Source organism: Paraprevotella sp. (assembly GCF_986071375.1).
Genome location: NZ_CFQRNQ010000006.1, coordinates 11829 through 36215, shown reverse-complemented (window position 1 = coordinate 36215; position 24387 = coordinate 11829). Strand labels below are relative to the sequence as shown.

Genomic DNA, 24387 nt, shown 5'->3' with positions numbered 1-24387 from the left:
CTGCTTTTAGGATAAAATACATATTTCTATCCTTGTTTTTTCATCTGCTTCAGCATTCATCTTGCCTATCTTTGCTGCCGTGAAGATGGGATTCGGTTCGGCATGACCGAATGAGAAAACTTCGTTTTCATTTGTCTCTGCACTCACCTTTCACTATCTTTGCAGGAGTTTGATGTACCATTTGGAATATACCTATTTTATAAGATGAAAAAATATATTTTGGATTTGACGCTGACGGCTAATGAGCATTTACGGGCAGGATATGCGTTGTTGAAGCTTACGCACGAGCAACCTCTGCCGGAAATGTGTCCCGGTCAATTTGCCGAGTTGAAGGTTGAGGGCTCGGAAACGACCTTTTTACGGCGTCCTATTTCTATCAATTACGTGGATGAAGAGAAAAATGAGGTTTGGTTCCTGATTCATGAAATAGGAGACGGAACCCGTAACTTAGGAGCTATGGAAGTAGGAGACAAACTCAATGTGGTCATGCCCTTAGGGAAAGGTTTTACGATGCCTTCGTCCGGTGATGAGAAAGTGCTGTTGGTAGGAGGCGGTGTCGGTACGGCTCCATTGCTTTTCATGGGAAAAGAGATGGTGAAGCTTGGCTGTCGGCCAGCTTTCTTATTGGGCGGCCGTTCGGCGGGAGACTTGATGCAGTTGGACATGTTCAGGGCATTGGGGGATGTGTATATCACGACGGAGGACGCTTCCGAGGGGGAGAAAGGTTTTGTAACGCAGCATTCCGTGCTGCAACGTGAACATTTTGACCGTATAGCCACCTGCGGTCCCAAACCGATGATGGTGGCCGTAGCGCGATATGCACGGTCAAAAGGCATACCGTGTGAAGTTTCGTTGGAGAATATGATGGCTTGTGGAGTGGGGGCCTGCTTGTGTTGCGTGGAGAATACTACGGAAGGGCATTTGTGCGTGTGTAAAGAGGGACCCGTTTTCAATACGAATAGATTGTTATGGCAGATTTAAGTGTAAATATAGGGAAATTACAGTTGAAAAATCCCGTAATGACCGCTTCCGGCACTTTCGGGTACGGTCTTGAGTTCGCAGACTTTGTGAACTTGGAAGATATCGGCGGAATCATTGTGAAAGGTACGACATTGAAACCCCGTGAAGGCAATCCTTATCCTCGCATGGCAGAGACACCTCAAGGGATGTTGAACTGTGTGGGGCTGCAAAACAAGGGTGTGGATTACTTTTGCGGGCATATTTATCCCCAAATTAAAGACATCCGCACGAATATGATTGTGAATGTCTCCGGTTCGTGTTGCGAAGACTATGCGGAGTGTGCCGCACGGATTAACGAACTGGAGCGCATTCCGGCCATAGAACTGAACATATCCTGTCCGAACGTGAAGCAAGGGGGGATGGCTTTCGGCGTGACAGCCGAAGGAGCTTCGGCTGTGGTAAAAGCTGTACGTAAGGCGTATGACAAGACTTTGATTGTCAAACTGTCTCCGAATGTGACGAATGTGGCAGACATAGCCCGTAGTGTGGCAGACGCCGGAGCGGATGCCGTGAGCCTTATCAATACGTTGATGGGAATGGCTATCGACATCGAAAAACGTTGCCCGGTATTGTCCATAGCCACAGGGGGGCTGAGCGGTCCGGCTGTGAAGCCCGTGGCATTACGTATGGTATGGCAAGTAGCCAAAGCGGTGAAGATACCCGTGGTAGGTTTAGGGGGAATCATGAACGCGCGTGATGCCATAGAATTTCTTTTGGCGGGGGCTTCGGCCATAGAAATCGGAACAGCTAATTTCATAGATCCGGCCGTGACGGTAAAGGTGGCCCGAGGGATAGACGAATATTTGGAACGGCACGGTTGCCGCAGTGTGCGTGAAATTATCGGTGCTTTAGGAGAGTAAATAGGATTTTCCCTATCTTTCCGTCGGGTTTTTCTTTGCATAATAAAGAGACTTATATGTATATTTGCATTATAAACATTTAAACAAGCATAATTATGAGATGGTTCAAATATTGCAAATTCCTTATGGTCTGCTGCTTGATAGCAGTGTTCAGCGGGTGCGAGGAAGATGACGATTACCGGGGATACATGCTTTCGGGGCGTTGGTTCGGGGATTTGGGAATGATGGTGGACGGTCAACCGGCTATTGGTTCCGACTTGGAATTTATTCCCCAGGATTATGGAGGCTATACCCGGGGATATGGTTACGAAACGGATTACTATCACGGTTGGCGTGGCCGGGTGGAAATCGTAGAGCACTACTTTACCTGGATGGTAAGAGACGGCATTATCTATCTTCGCTTTGATAATCCGGAACTTGATTGCAACATCCGTGATTACAGTTTGTCCCCCGATTATTTCAAGGGTTATATGGATGGGGTGTATTCTTCCACATGGTTCACGTTACGTAACTATGAGCGTTATTGGAATGACTATGGATATTGGAGTGCGGGATATTCTTACGGTAACGGTGCCGATGTCCGGAGTGACAGCGTGCAAGTCTATAAGAAGGTTCCGAAATGTGTGAGAACTGTAAATGTAGATTCTCTCATGCAAGGCAACAAGTGATTTTAATTTGTTCAGAAAGCAAAGCGTGGAAGTCTGGGGAGAGGCTTCCGCGCTTTTATTTTATTTCAAGGGAAACGTGTGTATCATCCGTCCGTACGGTTCGGAACGTTTTCCTTATCCTTGCAATTTGGCCATGAATTTCTTGCGGTCTACTATAAAGCGAAGATGTTCCCCTTCTCCGATGGTTCCTGCCTCATCCTCTGCCACGACCTTGAAAGTCAGTTTGCGTCCTTCAATTCCGGTTAGTACGGCCGTGGCCGTAATGGTCTTACCCAAAGCCGTAGGTTTGAGGTGAGAGGAACTGATATGTCCTCCTACGGTTGTCATGCCTTCGTCCAAAGCCCCTTTTACGGCTAGCATGGCCGCATTCTCCATTAAGGCCATCATGACGGGCGTGGCCAGGACTTCCAAGTCTCCGCTACCTGCCTGGATAGCCAGATGTTTGTTTTCGACGGTGAGTGTACTGGTGTGTGTCAATCCTATTTCCATTTGTTTTTGCTGTTTGATAATGACAGGGCAAAAATACGAATTTAAAATAAAATCCGGGGTGTGTTGTTGCGGAAAAGTGGAAGGACGGGAGCGATAAAACCGATTACAGGCGAATGAAGAACCTGTATCCTCATCCACCTGTAACCCATTTCTTTACTTTTAATCGAGATTTGCTTTTTCTACATTTTCTTTTTTAGTCGCACTTAGCAAGCCGTTCCGGTTTGGAAACCGCCCTTGCCGAATTGCATGGAGGTACTGGACATAAAGAAGTCCCGATTTAACTTGGATTCTTTGTGCATACCCGCCAACATTACTACAGCGAAAAGTACCAAAAGTACTGCTGCCATAAGTATTACGGCAAACAGCATAATACCCATTGTCATCATAATCTTTTTACCTTTTTAATTAAACAATCTTTTTTACCTTTCAAAACCTCTACCTTAGAGAGTTCTTTTAATCTTAGTAATAACCTTTTTTCTTCTTATGACACTGCAAAGTTATAACCAAAAAGGCCGAAGGTCAAGACTTTGCCGCCTATATTTGAAGAATAAGGGGAAATAATTGACGTATATCAAGAAATTATATCCCGTTTGTTGCTTTATGGTTACAAAGAAGGTTGGAATGACAGTGATTGCTGACAAAATGGCATGAAAATAGGGAAAAACCGGTTTCAACGTACTTTATTGCGATGGTAATGCGGGCTGACATAAAGGTTGAAAAACAGCATGGAAGCCACGCAAAGTATGCTGCCGAACAGATAGACGGCGTCGAAGGCATATTGCTGTGCGATGTAACCGCCCGTGGAGATGCCCAGACCGATGCCTATGTCCCATGAAGTCAGATAAGTACTGGTGGCGGTTCCCCGTTGGTTGTTAGGGGCGAGGTTGACATACAGTGTGTTGTAGGCCGGGAACATCACACCGAACCCGATGCCCAACATGAAGGGTACGAGGTAGAATATGAAAGAACACCATGCTTCGCTGTAAGCAATGACCGTAGAGCAGCAGGATAGCAGGAAGAATGCCGCAATGACTACATAAAAACCATACGAGATAGTCTGGGTGATGTATCCGCGGTCCACGAACTTTCCGGCGAAGATACGGCTGATGCCCATCCCCACGGCCATGAGGGTGAAAAAGAAACCAGTGGGTACGTGAAGCCCTATTTCGCGGGCATAAACGGCCACATAATTGGTTGTCGCCCCATAGGGAATGGAAAGCAGGAGCAAGGCGATGCCGGCGGGAATGCCTTTCAGCAGGATGAAGCGGTCGAGCGAAACCGGCGGACGTTTGACCGGGATCTTCTTCGGTGTCTTGACGGAAACGGCTGCCAGGAAGCCGAGGACACAGGTAAGCAGTCCGATGCTGAAGATATGTTCATAGCTTAAATGGGAATCATGCAGGAACAGGCCCGTCATCGGTCCGATGCTCATGGCCACGTTGTTGGTGAGTCCGTAATACCCGAGGGCTTCTCCCCGGCGGTTGGAAGGCGTGATGTCGATGACCAACGTGTTGCCGCCTACGGTAACCGTGCCGAATGCCACGCCGTGGACGGCACGCAAAAGGATGAATACGGCCAGCAGGCTTGTCAGGACATAACCGGCAAAAATGGCTGTAAACAGCAGATAGGCCATGATGTAGATGGGTTTGCGGGCAAATCCATCGTACAGATATCCCATGAAGGGGCGCGTACACAAGGCCGATACGGTGTAGCAACTCAGGATGGTACCGACAGCCGCCTCTCCGCAAGAGAAAGTTTCTTTCAGATAGAAAGGCAAAACAGGAACAAGCAGCCAAAATCCGAAATAAAGTAGGAAATTGGCTGCAAGTATACAGATGAAGCTGCGTGTGACTAACCTGTCTTCCACGTGGCTTTAGTTGGCGGACTTGAACTCTTCCAGGAAACGGGTGTCGTTTTCAGAGAACATGCGCAAATCCTTCACCTGGTATTTCAGATTGGTGATACGTTCGATACCCATGCCGAAAGCATATCCTGTATAGACGCTGCTGTCTATGCCGTTGGCTTCGAGCACGGCCGGGTCTACCATGCCGCATCCAAGAATTTCCACCCATCCGGTGTGCTTGCAGAAGGAACAGCCCTCTCCGCCGCAGATGTTGCAACTGATGTCCATTTCGGCAGAAGGTTCCGTGAAAGGGAAATAAGACGGACGGAGACGTATTTTCGTGTCTTTGCCGAACATTTCCTGTGCGAAGAGCAACAAGACTTGTTTCAAATCGGTGAACGACACGTTTTTATCAATATATAGTCCTTCGACTTGGTGGAAGAAGCAATGTGCACGGGCTGAAATGGCCTCATTACGGTACACGCGTCCCGGGCAAATCACACGGATGGGTGGTTGTTGGCTTTCCATGACGCGGGCCTGTACCGAGGATGTATGCGAACGGAGCACGATGTCCGGACGGGCCTCTACGAAGAAGGTGTCTTGCATGTCCCGGGCAGGATGGTCGTCGGCGAAGTTCATCGACGAATACACGTGCCAGTCGTCCTCGATTTCAGGTCCTTCGGCCAGTGTGAAGCCAAGGCGCGAAAAGATATCTACAATCTCATTCTTCACGATGGTGAGCGGATGGCGCGTGCCCAACGATACGGGATAGGCCGTGCGGGTCAGGTCCAATTCGTCGGTGCCGCAGTCTTGCGTGTCCACGGCCTCCTTCAAAGCCGCAATTTTTTCCTGGGCTTTGGCCTTCAGGTCGTTCAGTTTCATTCCCACCTCTTTCTTCATTTCGGCAGGGACATTCCGGAAGTCCGCCATCAGGGCGTTCAGGCTTCCTTTCTTGCTCAAGTATTTGATGCGCAACGCTTCTACTTCTTCAAGATTTGAGGCTTGCAGCTTCTCGACTTCTTCCAGAAGTTCTTGGATTTTTGCTATCATAATCTTCTAAGATATTGTTCGCTTTAAAAAACTTTGCAAAGGTAATCAATTATCCCCAAAAACTTGCCGTTGTTGAAAATAAAAAGTGTACTTTTGCATGATTTTAGAGAGGATTTTATCCTGTGTTAGTATGAGGGAAAATGTAGTATGGTGCATGGCGTTGGCGGCTGTGTTGGCGGCGTGCAACGGGAAAAAGGCTGCTTCGGAAGTGGACTATGCAGCCGACTCGGTTTTTGAGTCCTCGTTCGGTCCGTCGGATTCATTCAATGCTTCTTCTGCCTCGTTGGACGAGGAATTGCCCAAAAGGGCTGATGAACTTTTTGATGATTTTATTTTTGAGTTCGCCCGTCTTAAAAAAGTCCGGCTCGAACGTGTCGAATTTCCATTGCTTTCGGTTGTGCGGGGAGACACGGTATGGCTCACGGAGGAACAATGGAAATATGAATCGCTTTTCATGGATCAGGATTATTATACCGTGTTTTATAACGACGAGGAACAGATGGATTTGGAAAAGCGCACGGATTTGGACAAAGTGGACGTGGAACAAATCCATTTGGAAAAACGGTGGGTCAAGACATGCCGTTTCCAACGGCTGAAAGGGGAATGGCGGTTGACGCAGGAGAGCATACGTGATTTCACGGCTGCCGAACCCTTGGATAAGTTCATGGATTTCTACAGGAGATTTGTGTCGGATGCCGCCTTTCAGCAAAGAAGCGTGTCGAATCCTTTGCGCTATGTCACGACAGACCCCGATGATGATTTCAATACGATAGAAGGCACGTTGGACCACGACCAGTGGGATGCCTTCAAGCCCCAGTTGCCGGACGGGGTCATTACCAATATCCGTTACGGCCAGACGTATGACAATCCGGACGGGATGATTCTGGTGAAGGCCGGAATCTCCAACGGGCTGATGGACATCCTCGATTTCAGGCAGAAAGACGGGGAGTGGAAACTGGTTTCGTACGAAAATTAAACCGCTTTATGGCAAGAATAGAATATAATTATCCGTTACTTTCCCATAACACGTTCGGCATCGAAGCGCATGCAGACCGTTTTGTCGCATACGACAGCGTAGAAGACTTGCGGCAAGTCGTTCGCCGTCTCCGGGCGGACAGTCCCGACGTGCCGGTGTTGCATATCGGCGGCGGGAGCAACCTTTTGTTCCTGTCCGATTTCAAGGGCGTGGTGCTGCATTCCGCCATCGGTGGAATCGAGTGTGAGGAACGGCCGGACGGGATACGGCTTCGTGTGGGGGCGGCCATCGTGTGGGACGATTTGGTGGCCTACTGCGTGGAGCACGGGTTCTACGGCCTGGAGAACCTTTCGTTCATACCGGGCGAAGTGGGTGCCTCTGCCGTGCAGAACATCGGGGCATACGGTGCGGAAGCCAAAGATGTAATTACGGCGGTGGAGGCCGTCGGCTTACGGGACGGCGAAGTCCGGGTGTTCGATGTTTCGGAATGCGGTTATGCTTATCGGAAAAGTATTTTTAAGGAAGAGTGGCGCGGACGTTACGCGGTGACGCATGTGCATTTCCGGTTGTCGTCCACGTTCCGCCCGAATCTGGATTACGGGGGGATACGTGAGGCTTTGAGTGCCGGGGGCATTCGTCCTGAGGAGGTCACGGCACAGGATTTGCGCCGCGTAGTGATTGCCATACGCAAGGCCAAGCTTCCGGACCCGAAAGTGCAGGGGAATGCAGGCAGCTTTTTCATGAATCCCGTGGTTTCGCGTGAGGTCTATGAGGCGATAAAAGGGGATTACCCCGACGTGCCCCGCTATGAGGTGGACGCGGAACGGGTGAAGATACCGGCCGGATGGCTCATCGAGCGGTGCGGTTGGAAAGGGCGGTCGCTCGGACGGGCGGCGGTGCACGACCGGCAGGCATTGGTGTTGGTGAACAAGGGCGGCGCGACGGGGCGCGACATACTGGCGTTGTGCGAAGCCATCCGTGCGGACGTGCTGTCCCGCTTCGGCATATCCATCACCCCGGAAGTAAATATTATAGGAGGGTGCGCATGAAAATCACGTTTTTGGGTACGGGGACGAGTACGGGAGTGCCGCAAATCGGTTGCTCGTGCAAGGTGTGCCGCAGTACGGATGCCCGTGACAAACGTTTGCGGACTTCCGTATTGGTGGAGACGGAGCAGACGAGAATCCTGTTGGACTGCGGCCCGGACTTCCGCCAACAAATCCTGCCGTTGGATTTCCGTCGTATAGACGCCGTGTTGCTTACCCACGAACATTACGACCATGTGGGAGGGATAGACGACCTGCGCCCTTTCGGCGTGTTCGGCGACGTGCAGCTTTATGCGTCGGAGCGTACGGGCGGGCAGTTGCGCCAGAGCCTGCCTTATTGTTTTGTGGAGCATAAATATCCCGGCGTGCCCCAGCTCCGGCTTCATGCCGTCCGTCCGCACGAAGCGTTCCGGGTGGGGGAATTGCAGGTCACTCCCATAGAAGTGATGCACGCCCGGTTGCCCATATTGGGCTACCGTGTGGGGCGCATGGCTTACATTACGGACATGAAAACGATAGCGGACTGCGAGTTGGATTACCTTCAAGGGCTGGAGTTGCTCGTCCTGAACGGTCTTCGCCACGAGCCTCATTATTCCCACCAGACGATAGAGGAGGCTTGTGCGTTTGCCCGCCGCTTACGTGTGCCGCGCACTTACCTCATCCACATGGGGCACCATATCGACTTGCATGCCGTGGAGGATGCTAGCCTGCCCGAGGGCGTACGGATGGCTTACGACGGCTTGGTGGTGGAGGTGGAAGGAGAATGATTGGCGACAGGATTTTATAAAAGGATGTTCAAAGTCTGCCATTTTGGCAGACTTTTATTGTTCTTAGGTGCTAAAAAAACGGGAAAAAGGTTGTTCTGGGAAGAAAAAATGCTTCAAAATGGATTTTTATACGGTTTTTATGCTGTTTTTCAGCGTAAGTATCTCCGTTTTTCTGCGCCAAACGAAAAATCGTTCGCCTGAAAGCGATTTTTCGTTTGGCGCAGATTGATTTTCGGAGGAACCTCAAATGGCATAAAAACGGGCTGTGACGGGAAGGAAAGCCTCGTTTTTCAGTTTTGTTTTTTCTATTTGCTTCTTTTTTCCATACAGGATTTCCTGACCCGAGGAAAGTGATTTTTGCTTTTTACTGACCGCTTGCCTTCTGTCATGAGGATAGGGGCTTTGGTGTCGTGCCGGTTTGTCCGAAAGAAGCGTAGAATGCTTTCTTTATGTCAAAGTCTCCATTCATGAGAATCCCGTATTTCCGTCCGGTGAGCCGAAAGGGTGGAAATACGGGATTCTTGTAAGGGTTCAGACTGCCATTTTGGCAGATATTACGAAATGCCGTTCCATCGGGGGATATTTTGTCCGATGCAGTAGTTTTTCACCCGGCGGCCATCGTGCGTGTTTTACGGAGGAAACGGCGGCAGAAGAGTGCCCCGGCCAACGTCAATGCCACAGGGAAAGCCATCCATATTCCAGCCGGCCCTCCATGGAACGTAAAGCCCAATAGATAGCTCAGCGGCAGGGAAATGACAATGTAGCACAGGAAAGCGTAACGCATGAGCGGGCGTACGTCGGCAATGCCTCTTAGTGAATTGGCGAAATTGATTTGCAGGCCGTCACCGAATTGGTATAATACGAACGGGATGACCAGGCTGACGACAATATGCCGGATGTCCGTGTCGTCGGTGAAGAAAGCGCAGATGTCTGTGATGAAAGTGCTGATGGTGATGGCCAGTGCCAGTCCGGTGGCCAGAATCATCAGGTAGCCGGTGAGGGAACTGCGGCGCACGTTCCTGGTGTCGTTTACCCCATGGAAATGGCTGACCCGTATGGCTACGGCCGCCCCGATGCCATAATATACCATGAAGCAGGTGGAACCGACGCTCGTCATGATTTGATGGGCGGCGAGGGGAGCGGCACCAATCCAACCTTGCATCACGGCGCACAAAGAAAACGAAGCTGTCTCCATGCCCATTTGCAGTCCGAGCGGCCGGCCCAGTTTATGCAGCAGACGGCGCATGTCGGTGGTTTCGCCTTTGGCTTGGAAGCCGGAATGATATTTTTTATACTTTTCGTTTGAAGTGAATATACCGTAAATGACCATCAGCATAAGGATGCGTGACAGGGTGGTAGAGATGCCGGCGCCTAATAGTCCGAGTTGTGGGAAAGGGCCTATACCGTAAATCAGCAGGTAGTTTCCCACGATGTTGAACAAGTTTGCACTGATCATAATCCACATCGGTGTACGGGTGTTGCCGATACTGTCGAAGAATTGCTTGAAAGCATTGAAAAGGGATTGGATGGGTATGGAAAGCGCGACGACGATGTAGTACGGCCGGATTTCGGGGAGAAGCTCTTCGGGTTGTCCCATGTGCCCCAAGAAAAAGTAGAGCGTCCCCATCAGCAGGAACAGTACCATGCCCAGTGCGCCGTTGACTTGAAGTCCGGCTTTCAATGCCTTGCCGGCATTTTCGAATTCCCCCCGGGCGTGCATTGGACCTATGACCGGAGTGATGGCGTAAGAATAACCTAAGGCAAAAATCAACACCAACACCATGATGTTGTTGACGAAGCCTGCGGCGGCCAATGAGTGTGCACTGAAACGACCCACCATGATGGTGTCGGCCAGTCCTTGTATGATGGTACCTAACTGCCCTACAATGATGGGGATGCCTAATGTGGCCAAGGCACGAATGTGCCTGCCGTACGTGATAGCCTGATCGGATGCTTGCATAAGTCGTGATTTTAGGCCGCAAAGTTACGATTTATCAGGCTTATGTGCAAACGATTCTTCCGCTCTGTTTCAGAAAGCCTTGCGGTAGAACCGTGTGCGTGGAGCGGTCCGGTAGTCCATCCACGAACAGGCGTGCCATCCGAACAGACGCATTTCGTACCAAAGGAAAGACAGGTGGTAGGGGCGTTCTCCCAACGCACGTGCCGAACGGTTGAACCATACGGTTTTCCATATGCAGAGGAGGATAAACAATAGGGATATGATGGCCGTGGCCGCCCATTGATGCTGCCATACGCTCCATCCGAGGGACAGGGCCGTGGCACAATAGAATAAAGGTACGACGGCTTGTTTCAAGTTGAACGTCAGTCGATAACGCCATGTTTTCTTGAAATGTCTCCGGGTTTCCATATAGAAAGTGCGCTTGAGTCTCCATTGTTTTCCGGATGTCATGTCCTCACACTCCACTTTGCTGTCCGGATGTAGGGAAACGGCGGTATTTCCGACACAGCTGTGGCGGTTGACCAACAATTCCGTCACCCCACCGATAAGGTTGATGTCGTCGGCAAATCCTTTATGAGCCATGAACAGGCTTTTGCGATAGGCTATATTGGCCGGATTACAACGGTAGGCCTTATGTCGTGTGGCCCAAGGCAAGTATTGCATCTGGTGGAAGAGGTTGAAGAAAATAGTTTTACGGGAAAGCAAGCGCTTGTCCGGCATATAGTTGGCATATCCCAATACGATTTGTATGCCGTCGTGGAAATGTCCGGCCATAGTGGAGAGCCAATGAGGAGAACACGGACGGCTGTCCGGTTCGGTCAGCAGCAGCCATTCGTATTGTGCGGCCTTGATACCGATGGTCAGCGACAGGCGTTTATGGCTGATATGGCGTGCACCGGACGGGGTGAAGGTATGATGCAGGTTGGCGTATTTCAGTTCCAGGGTTTTCAGTACGTCTTCCGTGTCGTCGGTCGATGCGTTATTCACGACGATAACTTCGAAACGCTCATATTCCTGTTCCAGTATCCGGGGAAGGTTGCTGCGTAACGCGTCGGCTTGGTTGTGCGTGGCGATGACGACGGAAATGGCCTCTTTCGGGCGACTGTCCGAGGATTGCGCCTCCGTTTCTTGCTGTTCTACCATGCGTGCCGTCCGCTTATAGGAACGGGCGGTACAGAAATGTGCTGCCCACGTCAGTGCGAAACCGGCGTAGGCAGCATTTTCCAAAAGGAAAGTTATGAGTGGATACATTATACGAAATCTTCAGTAGTATATCCGGCCGGCAATTCGCGGCAGTTATATCTTGAAGCCATGATCTCACCGTAAGCCCCGGCTGAACGCAGAGCCAAAAGGTCGCCGCGATGGCAACGGTTGAGGTCGAATGCCTTGACAAATACATCGCTCGACTCGCAGATAGGGCCTACAACGTCGTAGGTTTCCTTGCGCTCGTCGCTGCTCAGGTTCTCAATGGAATGGAAAGCCTGGTAGAGGGCAGGGCGGATGAGGTCTGTCATGCCTGCGTCTACGATGGCAAACTGCTTGTATGTGGCTTGTTTGACATAGAGTACACGTGTAATCAGGCTGCCACACTGCCCCACGACGGCCCGTCCCAGTTCGAAATGGAGCTGTTGGTCCGGTCGCAGATTCAGATGCTTGCGGTAGGTTTGGAAATAGTCTGCAAAATGGGGAACCGGCACTTCGTTCGGATGTTGGTAGTCGATGCCCAATCCGCCACCCACGTTGATGTTCTTCACCGTAATGTGGTGGCGTTCTAGCCGGTCTTGCAGTTCGTTGACGCGGTTGCACAATGCCACGAAATCTCCCATTTCAAGTATCTGTGAACCGATATGGAAATGCAGCCCGACGAACTCCACATGTTTTAACGATGCAGCGATTTCTATGACCTTTTCCATGTCGGCCATGGCTATGCCGAATTTGTTTTCGGCCAGTCCGGTCGTGATATTGGCATGGGTATGCGCCCCTACGTCTGGATTGATGCGGAATGAGACGCGGGCGATTTTGTCTTTTTCGCCGGCCAACTGGTTGATGACTTCCAGTTCCGGTATGCTTTCCACGTTGAAGTATGCGATACCGGCATCCAGTCCTACATTGATTTCCCAATCGCTTTTTCCTACGCCGGCAAACACGATTTTATCCGCCGGGAATCCGGCATCCAGACAGGCCTTGATTTCTCCGCCGCTTACGCAGTCGGCTCCGAATCCTGCCGCACAGATGATGCGCAGCAGTTTGCGGTTGGCATTGGCTTTTACGGCATAATGTACATGATAATTATCGTTTTTGCCTGTTTCTGACTTGATGGTATCCAGTGTTTTGCGGAGCAGCTCCGTGTCATAATAATAAAACGGAGTTCTTACCGTATTGAATTTTTCTATCGGAAATGAACCTTTCATATCCTCATATTAATTGTTGAACAACGTGTCGCTGAGTGCCTGAAGCGCACTTTTCTTGTCTTCTTCGTTAATCAGGAATGAGATGTTATGGTTGCTTCCACCGTATGAAATCATTTGTACGGGGATGTCTTTTAACGCTTTTGCAGCCTGGCTTTCAAAACCGACGTTGTCTCGCGAAAGGTCGCCTACTACACAAATGATACACATATTCTCTTTGACGGTCACCGTTCCGTATTTCATCAGGTCGGCCACAATGTCTTTCAAATACGACTTGTTGTCGATCGTAACAGACACACCTACTTCCGAGGTGCTTACCATGTCGATGCTCGTTTTGTAGCTTTCGAAGATTTCGAACACTTTGCGTAAGAAGCCGTAGGCCAACAACATACGGCTAGAGTGTATTTGTATGGAGATGATGTTGTCTTTGGCAGCAACGGCTTTGATTTTTCCTTCCTGAAACTCGTTGTTGATTATCGTTCCGGGAGCCGATGGGTCCATGGTGTTCAGCAAGCGTACGGGTACTCCGGCGAATTTAGCCGGTTGGATGCAGGTCGGATGCAGGATTTTGGCTCCGAAATAAGCCAGTTCCGCCGCTTCTTCGAAATGAAGTTGACGTACGGGCTTCGTTTTGTCTACGATGCGCGGGTCGTTGTTGTGCATGCCGTCGATGTCCGTCCATATCTGGATTTCCTCACTCTTTATCGCAGCCCCGATGAGGCAGGCCGTATAGTCCGAACCGCCACGTTGCAAGTTGTCCACCTCGCCGTATGCGTTACGGCAGATGAAGCCTTGTGTGATGTAAATCTGGTATCCGGGGTTGGCAGCCAACAATTCGTTGATTTTCTCTTTGATGTAATTGAAATCCGGTTCGGAATTTTTGTCCGTACGCATAAAATCGAGTGCCGACAACAGGATAGTCTTTACACCACATTCCTTTAGGTAATTTGTCACCATGTTGGTACTGATGACTTCTCCTTGGGCCAGGACGACTTTTTCTTCGAACGAAGTGAACAGGATTTTAGTGAAACTTCTCAAATAGTCGAACTCATCTTTCAAAAAGTCCAATGTTTTCTGTTTGTATTCTTCCGTGGCATACAATTCATCTACATGTTGGCGGTATTTTTGTTCCAACTGGTTGATGACGTTATTGGCACCTTCCGGATTCTTCTTATAAAGGTAATCGGATATTTCGACTAACGTATTCGTTGTACCGGACATGGCGGAAAGCACAATCATGTTGGGCGTGCCGTCCTGCGTAATCAACCGACATACATCTTTCATCCTTTGTGCGGAACCCACAGATGTTCCGCCGAACTTCATTACTTTCATATCGAATATTGGGTTTTAGTTATTCTCATTTATATTTTCTTCAATGCTTTTCGATTCGATGGCGTCAGGAGCCAACAGGGGAGTGTAGGCGTCTGTGCATTCCTGCAAACGTCCTTCTCCGCAACGATAGACTACGCCCGGAAATTCGGATATCAGTTCTTCGTTGTGCGTGCTCAGCACGACGGTGGTACCCGCTTTGCTGATGTCGTACAATATTGCGGCGGCCCGACGACCGTTCTCTTTGTCTAAATTTCCGGTCGCTTCGTCGGCCAGGATAATGTCCGGACGGTTCAGGATGGCTCTTGCGATGCACACGCATTGCTGTTCTCCACCCGACAACTGATAGGGCATTTGGTCGGCTTTGGCCGTCATGCCCACTTGTTCAAGCACTTCATGGATGCGCGTGTTCCGTTCCTTCTTCTTTTTCCATCCGGTAGCTTTGAGTACGAAATCCAGGTTGGCTCGTACGGTACGGTCGTTGAGCAGTTGGAAATCCTGAAATACGATACCTAGCCGTTTGCGTAGTGCCGGGATGTGCCTGCGTTTGATTTTGGTCATTTCGCGATCGAGCACACGCGCACTTCCCGTATGCACATCCAGTTCGCCATAGAACGTCTTCAGCAGGGAACTTTTCCCGGTACCTACTTTACCGGTCAGGTAAATGAATTCTCCGGCTTCAGCCTGAAAATTCACGCCTTTCAGAATGACATGTTCTTCTTGGACTATATCCACATTTTGATATTCGATGCGCATATATGTTTCTTTTAGGAGGTTAGTGTTTTTTCCACCCTGGCTTGTGGCGGGCCTGTAATTCTGCGGCCATCTGCTCTATACGTAGTCCTTTGGAGGTAAGCAGGACGATGAGATGGTATAGCATGTCCGAACCTTCATAAATGAGGCGTTCGTCTGTGCCGTTAACAGCCTCTATGACGGCCTCCAAGGCTTCTTCGCCCACTTTCTGCGCCATACGGTTGATACCGTCCTTAAACAAACTCGTAGTGTATGACCCTTCAGGCATTTCCTTATGTCGTGTTTCGATAAAATCTTGTAACTCGCTAAGGAATGTCAAGGGATTGGCTTCATTTTTCTCTCCCCAGCAAGTATCGGTACCGGTATGGCACACCGGGCCTTCGGGATGTACCCGGACGAGTAGCGTATCATGGTCGCAGTCGTTTTTGATGGAAACGACATGCAAAAAGTTTCCACTGGTTTCACCTTTGGTCCATAGCCGGCTTTTACTGCGGCTGAAGAATGTTACCTTTCCGGTTTCCAATGTCTTGTCGTAGGCTTCACGGTTCATGAATCCCAACATCAAGACGTTTTTAGTCTCGGCGTCCTGGATGACAGCCGGTACGAGGCCGTCCATCTTGTCGAAATCTATTTCCATATATATAATAGGTGTTTGATATGTCTTTTTTAAATTCTAACGTTAATGCCTTCCGACTTTAGCCATGTTTTCAGTTCCGGAATGGAAATCTCTCCGAAATGGAAGACGCTGGCAGCCAGTGCGGCATCGCTTTTCCCTTCGATGAAAGTGTCCCGGAAATGCTCTTTGCTTCCGGCTCCTCCCGAGGCGATAACCGGGATGCTCAGCTCCTCTGCGAGACGTGAAAGAGCTTGGTTGGCATAGCCGTCTTTCACTCCGTCGTGGTCCATGGACGTAAACAGGATTTCACCGGCTCCCCGGTCGCATGCTTCGCGTGCCCATTCGAACAGGTTCCGTCCTGTGCGTATGCGTCCGCCGTTCAGGTAACAGAACCAACCTTCTTCGGTCTCTTTGGCATCAATGGCCACCACGCAGACTTGTGACCCGAAATGCCCCGTAATCTCGTTGATAAGTACGGGGTTACGCAAGGCTGCCGAGTTGACACTCACTTTGTCGGCTCCGGCATTCAGCAACCGTTCCACGTCGGCCAGTTCGTTGATACCGCCGCCGACGGTGAAGGGGATGGATATTTCTGCTGCCACACGCTGCACCATTTCCGTGAATGTCTTGCGGCCTTCGTGGCTGGCCGTAATGTCCAAATACACCAGTTCGTCCGCTCCCTGTTCGCTGTAAGCCTTGCCCAGTTCCACCGGGTCTCCGGCTTGGCGCAGGTTCACGAAATTAGTCCCCTTTACCGTCTGTCCGTTCTTGACATCCAGACAGGGGATGATACGTTTTGCCAATGCCATACTTATCCTTTGTTTTCAGCCCATTCGGCCAATTCGTTTAATGAGATTCTGCCCTCGTAGATGGCTTTTCCGAAGACTACGGCCGGGATGCCGGCTTCGTTCAGGCCGATGAGGTCTTGCAGGCAACTGACCCCTCCGCTCGCTATCAGCCCGCAGTCCGGAAACTCTGCCATGACTTTCCGGTAGAGGCCGGTGGAGGGGCCTTGCAACATGCCGTCCTTGCTGATGTCCGTACAGAGCACATGCCGTACGCCTTCGTCCATGTAACGACGGAGGAAAGGAAGCAGCTCCTGCGTGCTTTCCTCTTTCCAACCGTTGATGGAAATCAGTCCGTCTTTGACGTCTGCGCCCAATATGATATGGTCTGGCCCATATTGCCCGAGCCATCCGAGGAACAATTCCGGACAGGTGGCCGCCACACTGCCTATCGTGACCAGTGCCGCCCCGTTTTCGAAGGCGATGCGGAGGTCTTCGTCGGCTTTGATGCCGCCACCGAAGTCTATTGTCAAGCCGGTGGACGAAGCCAGGCGTTCCAATACTTTATGGTTGACGATATGTTTGGATCGTGCCCCGTCGAGGTCCACGACGTGCAAACGTTTGAAGCCGTAACTTTCAATTTCCCGTGCCACGGCTACCGGGTCTTCGTTGTAGGTCTTCTGCGTGGCGTAATCTCCTTTGGTCAGCCGTACGCATTTGCCGTCTATCAGGTCTATGGCCGGTATCAGTTCGATCATACTGCCAAATCTAAAAAGTTTTTCAATATGCGTTCACCCACGCTTCCGCTTTTCTCCGGATGGAATTGCGTGGCGTAGAAATTGTCTTTATGCAAGGCAGCACTGAACGGCACGACATAGTCGGTCACGGCTATGGTGTACGGGTTGACCGGCACGTAATAGCTGTGTACGAAATAAACGAATTCGTCCGTGCCGAAGCCTTTGAACAGCGGGCTGCTTGTACGTGCCAAGGTGTTCCATCCCATGTGGGGCACTTTGTCTTCGTGCTTTTCCGGACGGAACTTCAGGACTTCCGCGTCGAAAATGCCTAAGCAGTCCGTATCGCTTTCTTCGGAATGGCCGCACATCAGTTGCTGGCCGATGCAGATGCCCAAAACGGGTTGCTTCAGGTCGCGTATCAGGCGGTCCAATCCCCGCGAACGCAGGTAAGCCATCGTACTGCCGGCTTCTCCTTGTCCCGGAAAAAGCACGCGGTCGGCTTTCGACAACCGCTCTGCGTCGTCGGTCAGTTCCGGCGTAATCCCCAACCGTTTCAGTGCGTTGGCTACGGAATAAATGTTTCCTGCATTATACTTTACGATGGCTACATTCATCTTTTAATATGCTCTGTCTTTTTTTGATGTCTGCAAATATACTAATTTTAGTTGACAGACGGGATAAAGTAACATGAAAAAACGTATTTTGCTTACATTTCGTTGCTTTTTTGTGACGAACTGCATGCTACTTGTTCTTTTTCAGGAACAGATTATGCGTAATGACATCGGGCAGCTCTTCGGCATAATGCGTTACCATAATCATGGTCTTGTCTTTTCGTCGGCAAAAAGCCGAAATAATCTCACGTGTCAACTGACGGTTACGGTCGTCCAAGCCGTGCAATGGCTCGTCTAAGATTAGCAGCTCCGGGTCTTTGACGAATGCGCGGGCCAACAGGCAGAGCCGTTGCTCTCCGCTGGAGAGTTTCAGGAAAGTACGGTCTTTCAGTCCGGCGATGCCGAAAATGTCCATCCACCATTCGCAGACGGCCCGTTGGTCCGGACGAGGATGCACGTAAAGCCCTACGGAGTCGTTCAGTCCGCTGGCTACGATGTCTATGGCCGGGAGGTCTTTCAGGTATGCACGGTGCATTTCCGGACTGACGTAACCGATATGCCGTTTGATGTCCCAAATGCTCTCTCCCGAACCTCGTTTCCGTCCGAACAGTTCGATGTCGCAGGCGTAGCTTTGCGGATTGTCGGCACATACCAGACTGAGGAGGGTGGATTTCCCGGCACCGTTTTCGCCGCTCAAAGCCCATTTCTCGTTTTGCTTCACCGTCCAGTCCAAGTCTTTCAGGATGGTGCGCTGTCCGTAACGGATGCTCACGTGGTTGAACCGCAGCATGCAACCCTCCGTGTCCGTGGTGGTCAGGCGGTTTTCTTTCTCAGGCAATGTTAGGATGCGGGCGGCTTTGTCTTCTTCGAGCACACGTATCGGGATGCGAGGGCGTTGTCCGATGTATTCCGTACGCGGTACTTTGGGCAGGATGTCCAGATGTTCCACCGGAATGACATGGGTGATGAATTCCGGAATGTCATCGGTCTTCGACAGGACCAATATGGTTTGCAGGTCCGTTTCGCGGATCAGCGTTTGGAGTAGTCCGGCCAGTTGCTCCCGCGTCTGTGCATCCAGCCCGATGAAAGGATTGTCCATAATCAAAAGCCTCGGGCCGGAAAGCAACGTTTTGGTGAGTTGGAACTTCCGTAACTCTCCGCTGGACAAGGTAATGATATATTTATCCAACAGGGTGGAGAGGTGGAACATCTCATAAAGTTTGTCCCGCAACATCGTGCGCCGCTCGTGCATCTGTCGCTTTCCCTCTTCGTCCATGCCGTACCCCGTAGTGTTTTCGGCTGCGGTGAAAGCCTCCTCCAACATTTGTCCGGCGGTCGGGGTCTTCTCGTCGATGTCGTGTTGGTTCCAACGTTGTTGGTAGTAGTAACTGCCGTCGCTGTCTCCGTAAGAATCGCGGAAAGTGATATATTTGATATTTTCGCTGACCAGTTTCAACGGCGAGGGGGAAAAGTCGTAACGGACTTCGTTCAACAGGAGCGGATAGCGTCCGGTGATGATGTCCACCAGTCGTGATTTGCCGCTCCCGTTGGCTCCAACGATGGCCACTTGTTCCCCGGATGCGATAGCCAAATTTACCGGATGGTTCATGCGGTAAAGCGGATGACGGGGTACCCCGTCCGTGATTTCAATGATGTGTTGCATTGTGTTCGTGTTAAATCTGTCCTTTCACCTTATCCGGATTTTTCCGGATGAAATCTTTCCAACTGTGGTAAGGTTGGGCCACGGCCGGCTTCCCCATCTGTAGGAAATGGCAGTAGGCGGCAGCTAGTCCGTCGGTGGCATCCATATACGGCAGCATGTCTTCCTCGCGGATATGGAGCATACGGGTCAGCATGCCTGCCACTTGTTCTTTGCTGGCCTGCCCGTTTCCGGTGATGGCCATTTTGATTTTGAGCGGCGCATATTCGGTGATGGGGATGTCGCGGTGGATAGCCGCCGCAATGGCCACGCCCTGTGCGCGCCCCAATTTCAGCATGCTCTGCACGTTTTTGCCGAAGAAAGGCGCTTCGATGGCCATTTCGTCCGGCAGGTATGATTCGATGATGCCTGTCACCCTTTCGAATATCCGGCCGAGTTTCAAGTAAGGTCCGGTATATTTGCGCAGGTCGATGATGCCCATGGTTTCCATGACCGCCTTGTTCCCGGTTACACGCAGCACGCCGTATCCCATGAGGTTCGTGCCCGGGTCTATGCCCAGGATTATCTTTTCGCTGTTTTGCTTGTCCGTCATGAATCAGTGTTCCTCTATGACTTCCATTAAAGTGGTGAACCCGGCAGCCTTGTCTTTGAATATCTTCTGCATTTCCTGGAAGAGCTTTTCGCCGTGCTTGACATACCATTCGTGCAGCCGTGCCGAACTTTCCACCTCGAATTGCAAGGAAAAGCATTCGGAATCTTCATCGTGGTGGGACAGGATCTTGCACAGCCTTGGCTTGTCCAAAAAGCCGGAAGCCAATGCCTGCGGGATATAGACTTGATGAATCCAGATGACAAAGTTCCGGGCATCGTCGAAAGTCACGTGATAAGTCGTATTGTAAACCAACATGTTTTCTAAGTTTTATTGAGTTTGCAAAGTTACGAAAAAGGCGGTTGATGTGCTAATAATTCCTATTTTTTCGTGGAATACCTACCTTATTTTAAATAAAGGACCTATTTTTGCAGTGATTTTAATAGAAGAAGGATATGAAAAAGTTTATAGCATGGTCTTTGCTGTGCATGTTGGGAGGCGTTCCGGTCTCGGCGCAAAAGACGGAAGGGAGTGCCTTGGTGGCTGCACAGGAGACAAAGTCCGACGTGAAGGAAGCCAGTATTGTGTTCGACAAGACAACCCAGGATTTGGGAACCTTTTCGGAAGACGACCCGATTGTGAAATGTACGTTTACGTTTACCAATGAGGGGAATGCCCCGTTGGTGATTCATCAGGCTATCGCTTCATGCGGATGCACGGTACCCACTTATACCCGGATGCCGGTAAAACCCGGGGAGAAGGGCAAGATGGAGGTGACGTACAACGGCAGTGGAAAATATCCGGGGCGGTTCAAGAAAAGCATTACGGTGCGTACCAATGCCAAGGAACCTATGGTGAAATTGTATATTACCGGTGTAATGACAGCTTCCGAAAAAGATAAGAAATAAGCCGATGGGAAAGATAAAAGCGGTATTTTTCGATATCGACGGGACGTTGGTCTCTTTTAAGACCCATCGCATTCCCCCATCCACCCTTGATGCCGTGGCCGCCCTTCGCAGCCGTGGCATCAAAGTTTATATAGCTACGGGGCGTCCGGTTCCCTTTATCGACAATTTGGGTGAATTGGAGTACGACGGCATGATTACCGTGACGGGTGCTCATTGTTTTACGAGCGGCGGAGAAGTGATTTATCATCAGTCGGTTTCAGCGGAGAGCGTGGGGCGTGTCGTGGGGCACCTGACACACGGGGCAGACGCATATCCTGTTATATTTGTTTGCAGCGATGAGATGTTCATTACAGAACTTAACGAAGATGTCGATGCGGTGGCCCGTTTGTTGGACATCAAAATGCCGCCCGTTCGTCCGGCTTCGTATGCCCGCGGAAAAGATGTCTTGCAACTCATTTCTTTCTTCAAAGCTGACCGTGAACCGCATTTCATGTCTGCGTTGATGCCCGACTGCACTTCCATGCGTTGGCATCCTTTCTTCACGGATGTCATTGCCGGGGGAGTGGACAAGAGTGTCGGCATAGACAAAGTGCTGGCATACGAGGGGCTTTCGTTGGACGAAGCCATGGCGTTTGGCGATGGGGGGAATGATATGGCTATGCTGTCCCACGTTCCATGCGGGATAGCCATGGGAAACGCGTGCGAAGAGTTGAAGGAGGTTGCGGCGTACGTGACGGCTTCTGTGGATGAGGATGGCGTGGCAAGGGCATTGCGTCATTTTGGCTTGATAAATTGATTTTAAGAAACGTTCCGTGGCTTTTATGGGGATGAGTTGCACTTCTTTCCTGTGCTCCCACACAGATTATAGTTGTGTGGGAGCACAAAAGTGTTAAAAATTGAAGTTTTTCTTCTTTTTTTGACTGGAATAATTCGTATTATTAAATACTTCTTGTAAATTTGCCTCCATAATAATTCCTAATTTCGTTCTAATTTTATTAAATGTATGAAAAAACAAATCAAGCGATGGTTAACCGTATGCAGTGCCTTCTTCGTGGTCGGGCAGTCGGTTTTCTTGTCCGGTTGTAATGATGACTTGCCTTCTGCGAGTTATTATACTTTTACGGGTGAAATGATGAGTGATTATTTGAAGTCCCGTGAGGATTTCAGTTTGTTCACACGTATCGTGGAGCGTGCAGGGCAAATGGACTTTTTGGCGAGCCGTGGCGGGCGCACTTTGTTTCCGCCGGTAAACTCCGGTGTGGAAGATTTTTTGAAGGAGTATGGTTATGCTTCCGTGGAGGACATTCCGGAGGCTTATTGCGACACACTTGTGAAAGCCTGCATGATAGACAACTCGATAGTTTATACATATAACCTGGCGGAGACATCGCAGCAGAAGAATGAACTGGATTTGCCTTTGGTGATTCAGACCACGGGCGATACGGTTGATGCCAATGGCATGGTGTTGAGTATTGTGAACCGTAGGGCTGCTATTATCAATGAGTTGAAGAATGACTCGGTGGAAAACGGCGTGTGTCATCCGGTGAGCAAAGTGCTTGTCCCAAGTACCAGTTTGGGGGCTTCCTTGCTCGAAGAGAACAAAGCTGACTTTACCATTTATTATGAGGCACTCCGCCGTACAGGTCTGTTGGATTCCTTGTCGGAATACCGAGATGATGATTACGAGGCGGAAAAGGCGAGTTTTCCCGAGTTCCTGTACAATCAAAAGCCAGGGAATTATACCTACACCTTGAAACGTCCGGACCACCGTTACTCGGGCTTTACTTTGTTCATTGTGCCAGACCGCGTGCTGTACGAGAAATATGCGAACCTTTTCAGCGAGGGCATGTCGATGGAGCAAAAGATAGATGCCTTGTACGAATTGGCCGTCGAAAAATATAATGATAACCAGTCGGCTGAGATATTCGGGTTGAATAAGGTGGATCCGACTAATCCGGAAGGCAAGACTTACAAGGAACTGTATTGGAACAAGAATAGCCTGACCAATCCTCACAACCCGTTGAAGATTTTTATGACTTACCATATCTTGGACCGTATGTTTGCCAGTACGGACAAGTTCATCAATTGTTGGGGATTCAATACGGCTTATGCCAGCCCTACGGAATGGATAAACACGATGCTTGATTTCTCGTCCATGAAGTTGGAAAAGGTGTATTCTACCACGGATCCGGCTGTGGAATATCCCCGTGAGTTCTATATCAACCACAGCGAGGCCAGTAAGTATAATTCCAACGAGCGAGTACGCGGTTCACGCGTGACGGTGCCTGATGTGGAGAATTTCTCTCTCAACGTGGCCTATTATTATGTGGACGACGTGTTGGCTTACGACCAGACGACACGGAACAACGTTTACAATACGCGTTTGAGAATAGATTTCCAGACCGTGTGGCCGGAATTGACCAATAACGACATGCGTTTGAACGGTGACCCGCGTGAGGCTTACAGCGAGGCATCCGACAATTCGGAGACAGGTGGAAAAGCAGGGGGATTCAATTACTATGCTCCCAAGGGATATATAGAAGGGGTCAAATTCTCGGAGACTTCGGTATTCATGGTGCATCGTCCCAAGTTACGTTGGTGGGACTTCGGAGGAGACGAGATAACCGTTCAAGGTTCAAGTTACGACGTGGAGTTCAATTTGCCCCATGTTCCTCCCGGCACGTATGAACTCCGGATAGCTTATCCGGGCGGAGTGGGGAACCGAGGCATAGCTCAGGTTTACTTGGACGATGTGCCGCAGGGACTTCCCATTGACATGCGTTACGGTGGGTCGGACAGCCGCGTGGCCGGTCTTTATAACGGAGGCTCCGGGTGGCGTAACAAGGATGAAAACTCCAACGGTATTTATACGACGGAGGAATTGGAGGAAAATGCCCGTGTCATGAAGAACAACGGTTACTATAGCGCGGGGAAGAGCGTGATATGCTATAACGCCGGAAATATTCCGGAAACGCCGCAATACGTACCCATGTCTTCCAATGTGTTGTACAATGTCGCTTCCTGCCTGCGTCGTAAGGTTTGCGAGGTCGTAGTCCTCCCCAACAGGGAGCATACGGTGCGGTTCCGCTCGGTGTTCACGGGAAGTAGCGATGCCGCTTTCGTGTTGGAATATATGGAGATGGTTCCGATTAGCATTTGCGGGGCCGGAGGTATCGGTGAAGACCTTTATTAACGTACACAGGTATTAGTTTGTGTAGTTGTGGCGGTTGGGTTAATTCTTGACATCAGGAATCCCGGCCGCCACTTTTTTGTTTACGCTTCGGAAAGGCTATGAAAATTGGTGGGGAGTTG

25 protein-coding genes are annotated in these 24387 nt (G+C 50.2%); 9 read left to right on the top strand and 16 right to left on the bottom strand.

Features of this window, described 5'->3' with window-relative positions:
• Positions 1 to 204: 204 nt before the first annotated feature.
• From AC5RDV_RS04675 to AC5RDV_RS04665, 3 genes are all read left to right on the top strand, one after another.
• Positions 205 to 981 (top strand): dihydroorotate dehydrogenase electron transfer subunit, encoded by a 777-nt coding sequence (locus AC5RDV_RS04675; RefSeq protein ID WP_282747201.1) that lies wholly within the window; start codon positions 205 to 207, stop codon positions 979 to 981.
• A complete protein-coding gene (locus AC5RDV_RS04670) occupies positions 969 to 1880 on the top strand; it encodes a dihydroorotate dehydrogenase (RefSeq protein WP_282747203.1) in 912 nt (303 codons plus the stop codon). The genes AC5RDV_RS04675 and AC5RDV_RS04670 overlap by 13 nt, the downstream gene beginning before the upstream one ends.
• Positions 1881 to 1975: 95 nt before the next feature.
• Positions 1976 to 2548, top strand: a complete 573-nt coding sequence (locus AC5RDV_RS04665; RefSeq protein ID WP_130893004.1) for a hypothetical protein — start codon at positions 1976 to 1978, stop codon at positions 2546 to 2548.
• A gap of 114 nt (positions 2549 to 2662) precedes the next feature.
• On the opposite strand, the gene AC5RDV_RS04660 is transcribed toward AC5RDV_RS04665, so the two are convergent.
• From AC5RDV_RS04660 to pheS, 4 genes are all read right to left on the bottom strand, one after another.
• Positions 2663 to 3037, bottom strand: a complete 375-nt coding sequence (locus tag AC5RDV_RS04660) for a thioesterase family protein (RefSeq protein ID WP_282747204.1) — start codon at positions 3035 to 3037, stop codon at positions 2663 to 2665.
• A 203-nt stretch (positions 3038 to 3240) separates the two neighbouring features.
• Positions 3241 to 3423 (bottom strand): hypothetical protein, encoded by a 183-nt coding sequence (locus AC5RDV_RS04655; protein WP_008622266.1) that lies wholly within the window; start codon positions 3421 to 3423, stop codon positions 3241 to 3243.
• A gap of 284 nt (positions 3424 to 3707) precedes the next feature.
• Positions 3708 to 4904 (bottom strand): MFS transporter, encoded by a 1197-nt coding sequence (locus tag AC5RDV_RS04650; RefSeq protein ID WP_282747206.1) that lies wholly within the window; start codon positions 4902 to 4904, stop codon positions 3708 to 3710.
• Positions 4905 to 4910: 6 nt separating this feature from the next.
• Positions 4911 to 5930 carry a phenylalanine--tRNA ligase subunit alpha gene (gene pheS / locus AC5RDV_RS04645; RefSeq protein WP_282747208.1) on the bottom strand — a complete coding sequence of 340 codons (1020 nt, stop codon included), beginning with the start codon at positions 5928 to 5930 and terminating at the stop codon, positions 4911 to 4913.
• Positions 5931 to 6060: 130 nt separating this feature from the next.
• Here pheS and AC5RDV_RS04640 point away from each other — a divergent pair, with 130 nt between their 5' ends.
• Genes AC5RDV_RS04640 through AC5RDV_RS04630 form a run of 3 tightly spaced genes read left to right on the top strand, consistent with a single transcriptional unit; the run spans position 6061 to position 8719 of the window.
• Entirely contained in the window at positions 6061 to 6906 is an 846-nt protein-coding gene (locus AC5RDV_RS04640) for a DUF4348 domain-containing protein (protein WP_282747209.1), read from the top strand.
• An 8-nt stretch (positions 6907 to 6914) separates the two neighbouring features.
• The gene (gene murB / locus AC5RDV_RS04635; RefSeq protein ID WP_282747210.1) at positions 6915 to 7955 is read left to right on the top strand and encodes a UDP-N-acetylmuramate dehydrogenase; all 1041 of its coding nucleotides are present in this window, start codon (positions 6915 to 6917) and stop codon (positions 7953 to 7955) included.
• On the top strand, positions 7952 to 8719 hold the full coding sequence (locus AC5RDV_RS04630) for an MBL fold metallo-hydrolase (protein WP_008627434.1): 768 nt from the start codon (positions 7952 to 7954) through the stop codon (positions 8717 to 8719). Before murB ends, AC5RDV_RS04630 begins: the two co-directional genes overlap by 4 nt.
• A 604-nt stretch (positions 8720 to 9323) precedes the next feature.
• Here the strand turns inward: AC5RDV_RS04630 and AC5RDV_RS04625 are convergent.
• From AC5RDV_RS04625 to AC5RDV_RS04570, 12 genes are all read right to left on the bottom strand, one after another.
• Positions 9324 to 10679 carry an MATE family efflux transporter gene (locus tag AC5RDV_RS04625; RefSeq protein WP_008627440.1) on the bottom strand — a complete coding sequence of 452 codons (1356 nt, stop codon included), beginning with the start codon at positions 10677 to 10679 and terminating at the stop codon, positions 9324 to 9326.
• A 69-nt stretch (positions 10680 to 10748) separates the two neighbouring features.
• Positions 10749 to 11930 (bottom strand): glycosyltransferase, encoded by a 1182-nt coding sequence (locus tag AC5RDV_RS04620; RefSeq protein ID WP_282747211.1) that lies wholly within the window; start codon positions 11928 to 11930, stop codon positions 10749 to 10751.
• Positions 11930 to 13090 carry a diaminopimelate decarboxylase gene (gene lysA, locus AC5RDV_RS04615; protein ID WP_282747212.1) on the bottom strand — a complete coding sequence of 387 codons (1161 nt, stop codon included), beginning with the start codon at positions 13088 to 13090 and terminating at the stop codon, positions 11930 to 11932. The genes AC5RDV_RS04620 and lysA overlap by 1 nt, the downstream gene beginning before the upstream one ends.
• Before the next feature lie 9 nt (positions 13091 to 13099).
• The gene (locus AC5RDV_RS04610) at positions 13100 to 14419 is read right to left on the bottom strand and encodes an aspartate kinase (RefSeq protein ID WP_008627444.1); all 1320 of its coding nucleotides are present in this window, start codon (positions 14417 to 14419) and stop codon (positions 13100 to 13102) included.
• 15 nt (positions 14420 to 14434) lie between these two features.
• Positions 14435 to 15172 (bottom strand): cell division ATP-binding protein FtsE, encoded by a 738-nt coding sequence (locus AC5RDV_RS04605; RefSeq protein ID WP_282747213.1) that lies wholly within the window; start codon positions 15170 to 15172, stop codon positions 14435 to 14437.
• A gap of 19 nt (positions 15173 to 15191) precedes the next feature.
• Positions 15192 to 15812 (bottom strand): bifunctional phosphoribosyl-AMP cyclohydrolase/phosphoribosyl-ATP diphosphatase HisIE, encoded by a 621-nt coding sequence (gene hisIE, locus AC5RDV_RS04600; protein WP_261795444.1) that lies wholly within the window; start codon positions 15810 to 15812, stop codon positions 15192 to 15194.
• A 23-nt stretch (positions 15813 to 15835) separates the two neighbouring features.
• Positions 15836 to 16594, bottom strand: coding sequence for an imidazole glycerol phosphate synthase subunit HisF (gene hisF, locus AC5RDV_RS04595; RefSeq protein WP_130892994.1), 759 nt, complete (start codon positions 16592 to 16594; stop codon positions 15836 to 15838).
• Positions 16595 to 16596: 2 nt separating this feature from the next.
• Positions 16597 to 17328 (bottom strand): 1-(5-phosphoribosyl)-5-[(5-phosphoribosylamino)methylideneamino]imidazole-4-carboxamide isomerase, encoded by a 732-nt coding sequence (locus AC5RDV_RS04590; RefSeq protein WP_282747215.1) that lies wholly within the window; start codon positions 17326 to 17328, stop codon positions 16597 to 16599.
• On the bottom strand, positions 17325 to 17921 hold the full coding sequence (gene hisH / locus AC5RDV_RS04585) for an imidazole glycerol phosphate synthase subunit HisH (protein ID WP_282747217.1): 597 nt from the start codon (positions 17919 to 17921) through the stop codon (positions 17325 to 17327). Before hisH ends, AC5RDV_RS04590 begins: the two co-directional genes overlap by 4 nt.
• A 127-nt stretch (positions 17922 to 18048) precedes the next feature.
• The gene (locus tag AC5RDV_RS04580) at positions 18049 to 19581 is read right to left on the bottom strand and encodes an ATP-binding cassette domain-containing protein (RefSeq protein WP_282747218.1); all 1533 of its coding nucleotides are present in this window, start codon (positions 19579 to 19581) and stop codon (positions 18049 to 18051) included.
• Positions 19582 to 19591: 10 nt separating this feature from the next.
• Positions 19592 to 20170 (bottom strand): crossover junction endodeoxyribonuclease RuvC, encoded by a 579-nt coding sequence (gene ruvC, locus AC5RDV_RS04575; protein WP_008627464.1) that lies wholly within the window; start codon positions 20168 to 20170, stop codon positions 19592 to 19594.
• A gap of 3 nt (positions 20171 to 20173) precedes the next feature.
• Positions 20174 to 20485, bottom strand: a complete 312-nt coding sequence (locus AC5RDV_RS04570; RefSeq protein ID WP_008627466.1) for a DUF4286 family protein — start codon at positions 20483 to 20485, stop codon at positions 20174 to 20176.
• Between the two features lie 137 nt (positions 20486 to 20622).
• Between AC5RDV_RS04570 and AC5RDV_RS04565 the strand changes: the two genes are divergently transcribed.
• The 3 genes from AC5RDV_RS04565 to AC5RDV_RS04555 all read left to right on the top strand — a co-directional run bounded on the left by AC5RDV_RS04565 (position 20623) and on the right by AC5RDV_RS04555 (position 24268).
• Positions 20623 to 21075, top strand: coding sequence for a DUF1573 domain-containing protein (locus AC5RDV_RS04565; protein ID WP_008627467.1), 453 nt, complete (start codon positions 20623 to 20625; stop codon positions 21073 to 21075).
• Between the two features lie 4 nt (positions 21076 to 21079).
• Positions 21080 to 21871 (top strand): Cof-type HAD-IIB family hydrolase, encoded by a 792-nt coding sequence (locus AC5RDV_RS04560; RefSeq protein WP_282747221.1) that lies wholly within the window; start codon positions 21080 to 21082, stop codon positions 21869 to 21871.
• 207 nt (positions 21872 to 22078) lie between these two features.
• The gene (locus tag AC5RDV_RS04555; protein ID WP_008627469.1) at positions 22079 to 24268 is read left to right on the top strand and encodes a fasciclin domain-containing protein; all 2190 of its coding nucleotides are present in this window, start codon (positions 22079 to 22081) and stop codon (positions 24266 to 24268) included.
• Positions 24269 to 24387: the final 119 nt, after the last annotated feature.

What these genes read in the sequence shown, in the direction of transcription:
- AC5RDV_RS04630 (WP_008627434.1), top strand. Translation starts at nt 7,952, where the DNA reads ATGAAAATCACGTTTTTGGGTACGGGGACGAGTACGGGAGTGCCGCAA.
- AC5RDV_RS04580 (WP_282747218.1), bottom strand. Translation starts at nt 19,581, where the DNA reads ATGCAACACATCATTGAAATCACGGACGGGGTACCCCGTCATCCGCTT.
- pheS (WP_282747208.1), bottom strand. Translation starts at nt 5,930, where the DNA reads ATGATAGCAAAAATCCAAGAACTTCTGGAAGAAGTCGAGAAGCTGCAA.
- AC5RDV_RS04675 (WP_282747201.1), top strand. Translation starts at nt 205, where the DNA reads ATGAAAAAATATATTTTGGATTTGACGCTGACGGCTAATGAGCATTTA.
- AC5RDV_RS04570 (WP_008627466.1), bottom strand. Translation starts at nt 20,485, where the DNA reads ATGTTGGTTTACAATACGACTTATCACGTGACTTTCGACGATGCCCGG.
- AC5RDV_RS04555 (WP_008627469.1), top strand. Translation starts at nt 22,079, where the DNA reads ATGAAAAAACAAATCAAGCGATGGTTAACCGTATGCAGTGCCTTCTTC.
- AC5RDV_RS04560 (WP_282747221.1), top strand. Translation starts at nt 21,080, where the DNA reads ATGGGAAAGATAAAAGCGGTATTTTTCGATATCGACGGGACGTTGGTC.
- lysA (WP_282747212.1), bottom strand. Translation starts at nt 13,090, where the DNA reads ATGAAAGGTTCATTTCCGATAGAAAAATTCAATACGGTAAGAACTCCG.
- AC5RDV_RS04665 (WP_130893004.1), top strand. Translation starts at nt 1,976, where the DNA reads ATGAGATGGTTCAAATATTGCAAATTCCTTATGGTCTGCTGCTTGATA.
- AC5RDV_RS04590 (WP_282747215.1), bottom strand. Translation starts at nt 17,328, where the DNA reads ATGATCGAACTGATACCGGCCATAGACCTGATAGACGGCAAATGCGTA.
- AC5RDV_RS04670 (WP_282747203.1), top strand. Translation starts at nt 969, where the DNA reads ATGGCAGATTTAAGTGTAAATATAGGGAAATTACAGTTGAAAAATCCC.
- AC5RDV_RS04640 (WP_282747209.1), top strand. Translation starts at nt 6,061, where the DNA reads ATGAGGGAAAATGTAGTATGGTGCATGGCGTTGGCGGCTGTGTTGGCG.
- AC5RDV_RS04565 (WP_008627467.1), top strand. Translation starts at nt 20,623, where the DNA reads ATGAAAAAGTTTATAGCATGGTCTTTGCTGTGCATGTTGGGAGGCGTT.
- AC5RDV_RS04610 (WP_008627444.1), bottom strand. Translation starts at nt 14,419, where the DNA reads ATGAAAGTAATGAAGTTCGGCGGAACATCTGTGGGTTCCGCACAAAGG.
- AC5RDV_RS04620 (WP_282747211.1), bottom strand. Translation starts at nt 11,930, where the DNA reads ATGTATCCACTCATAACTTTCCTTTTGGAAAATGCTGCCTACGCCGGT.
- hisF (WP_130892994.1), bottom strand. Translation starts at nt 16,594, where the DNA reads ATGGCATTGGCAAAACGTATCATCCCCTGTCTGGATGTCAAGAACGGA.
- AC5RDV_RS04655 (WP_008622266.1), bottom strand. Translation starts at nt 3,423, where the DNA reads ATGATGACAATGGGTATTATGCTGTTTGCCGTAATACTTATGGCAGCA.
- murB (WP_282747210.1), top strand. Translation starts at nt 6,915, where the DNA reads ATGGCAAGAATAGAATATAATTATCCGTTACTTTCCCATAACACGTTC.
- AC5RDV_RS04660 (WP_282747204.1), bottom strand. Translation starts at nt 3,037, where the DNA reads ATGGAAATAGGATTGACACACACCAGTACACTCACCGTCGAAAACAAA.
- AC5RDV_RS04625 (WP_008627440.1), bottom strand. Translation starts at nt 10,679, where the DNA reads ATGCAAGCATCCGATCAGGCTATCACGTACGGCAGGCACATTCGTGCC.
- hisH (WP_282747217.1), bottom strand. Translation starts at nt 17,921, where the DNA reads ATGAATGTAGCCATCGTAAAGTATAATGCAGGAAACATTTATTCCGTA.
- ruvC (WP_008627464.1), bottom strand. Translation starts at nt 20,170, where the DNA reads ATGACGGACAAGCAAAACAGCGAAAAGATAATCCTGGGCATAGACCCG.
- AC5RDV_RS04605 (WP_282747213.1), bottom strand. Translation starts at nt 15,172, where the DNA reads ATGCGCATCGAATATCAAAATGTGGATATAGTCCAAGAAGAACATGTC.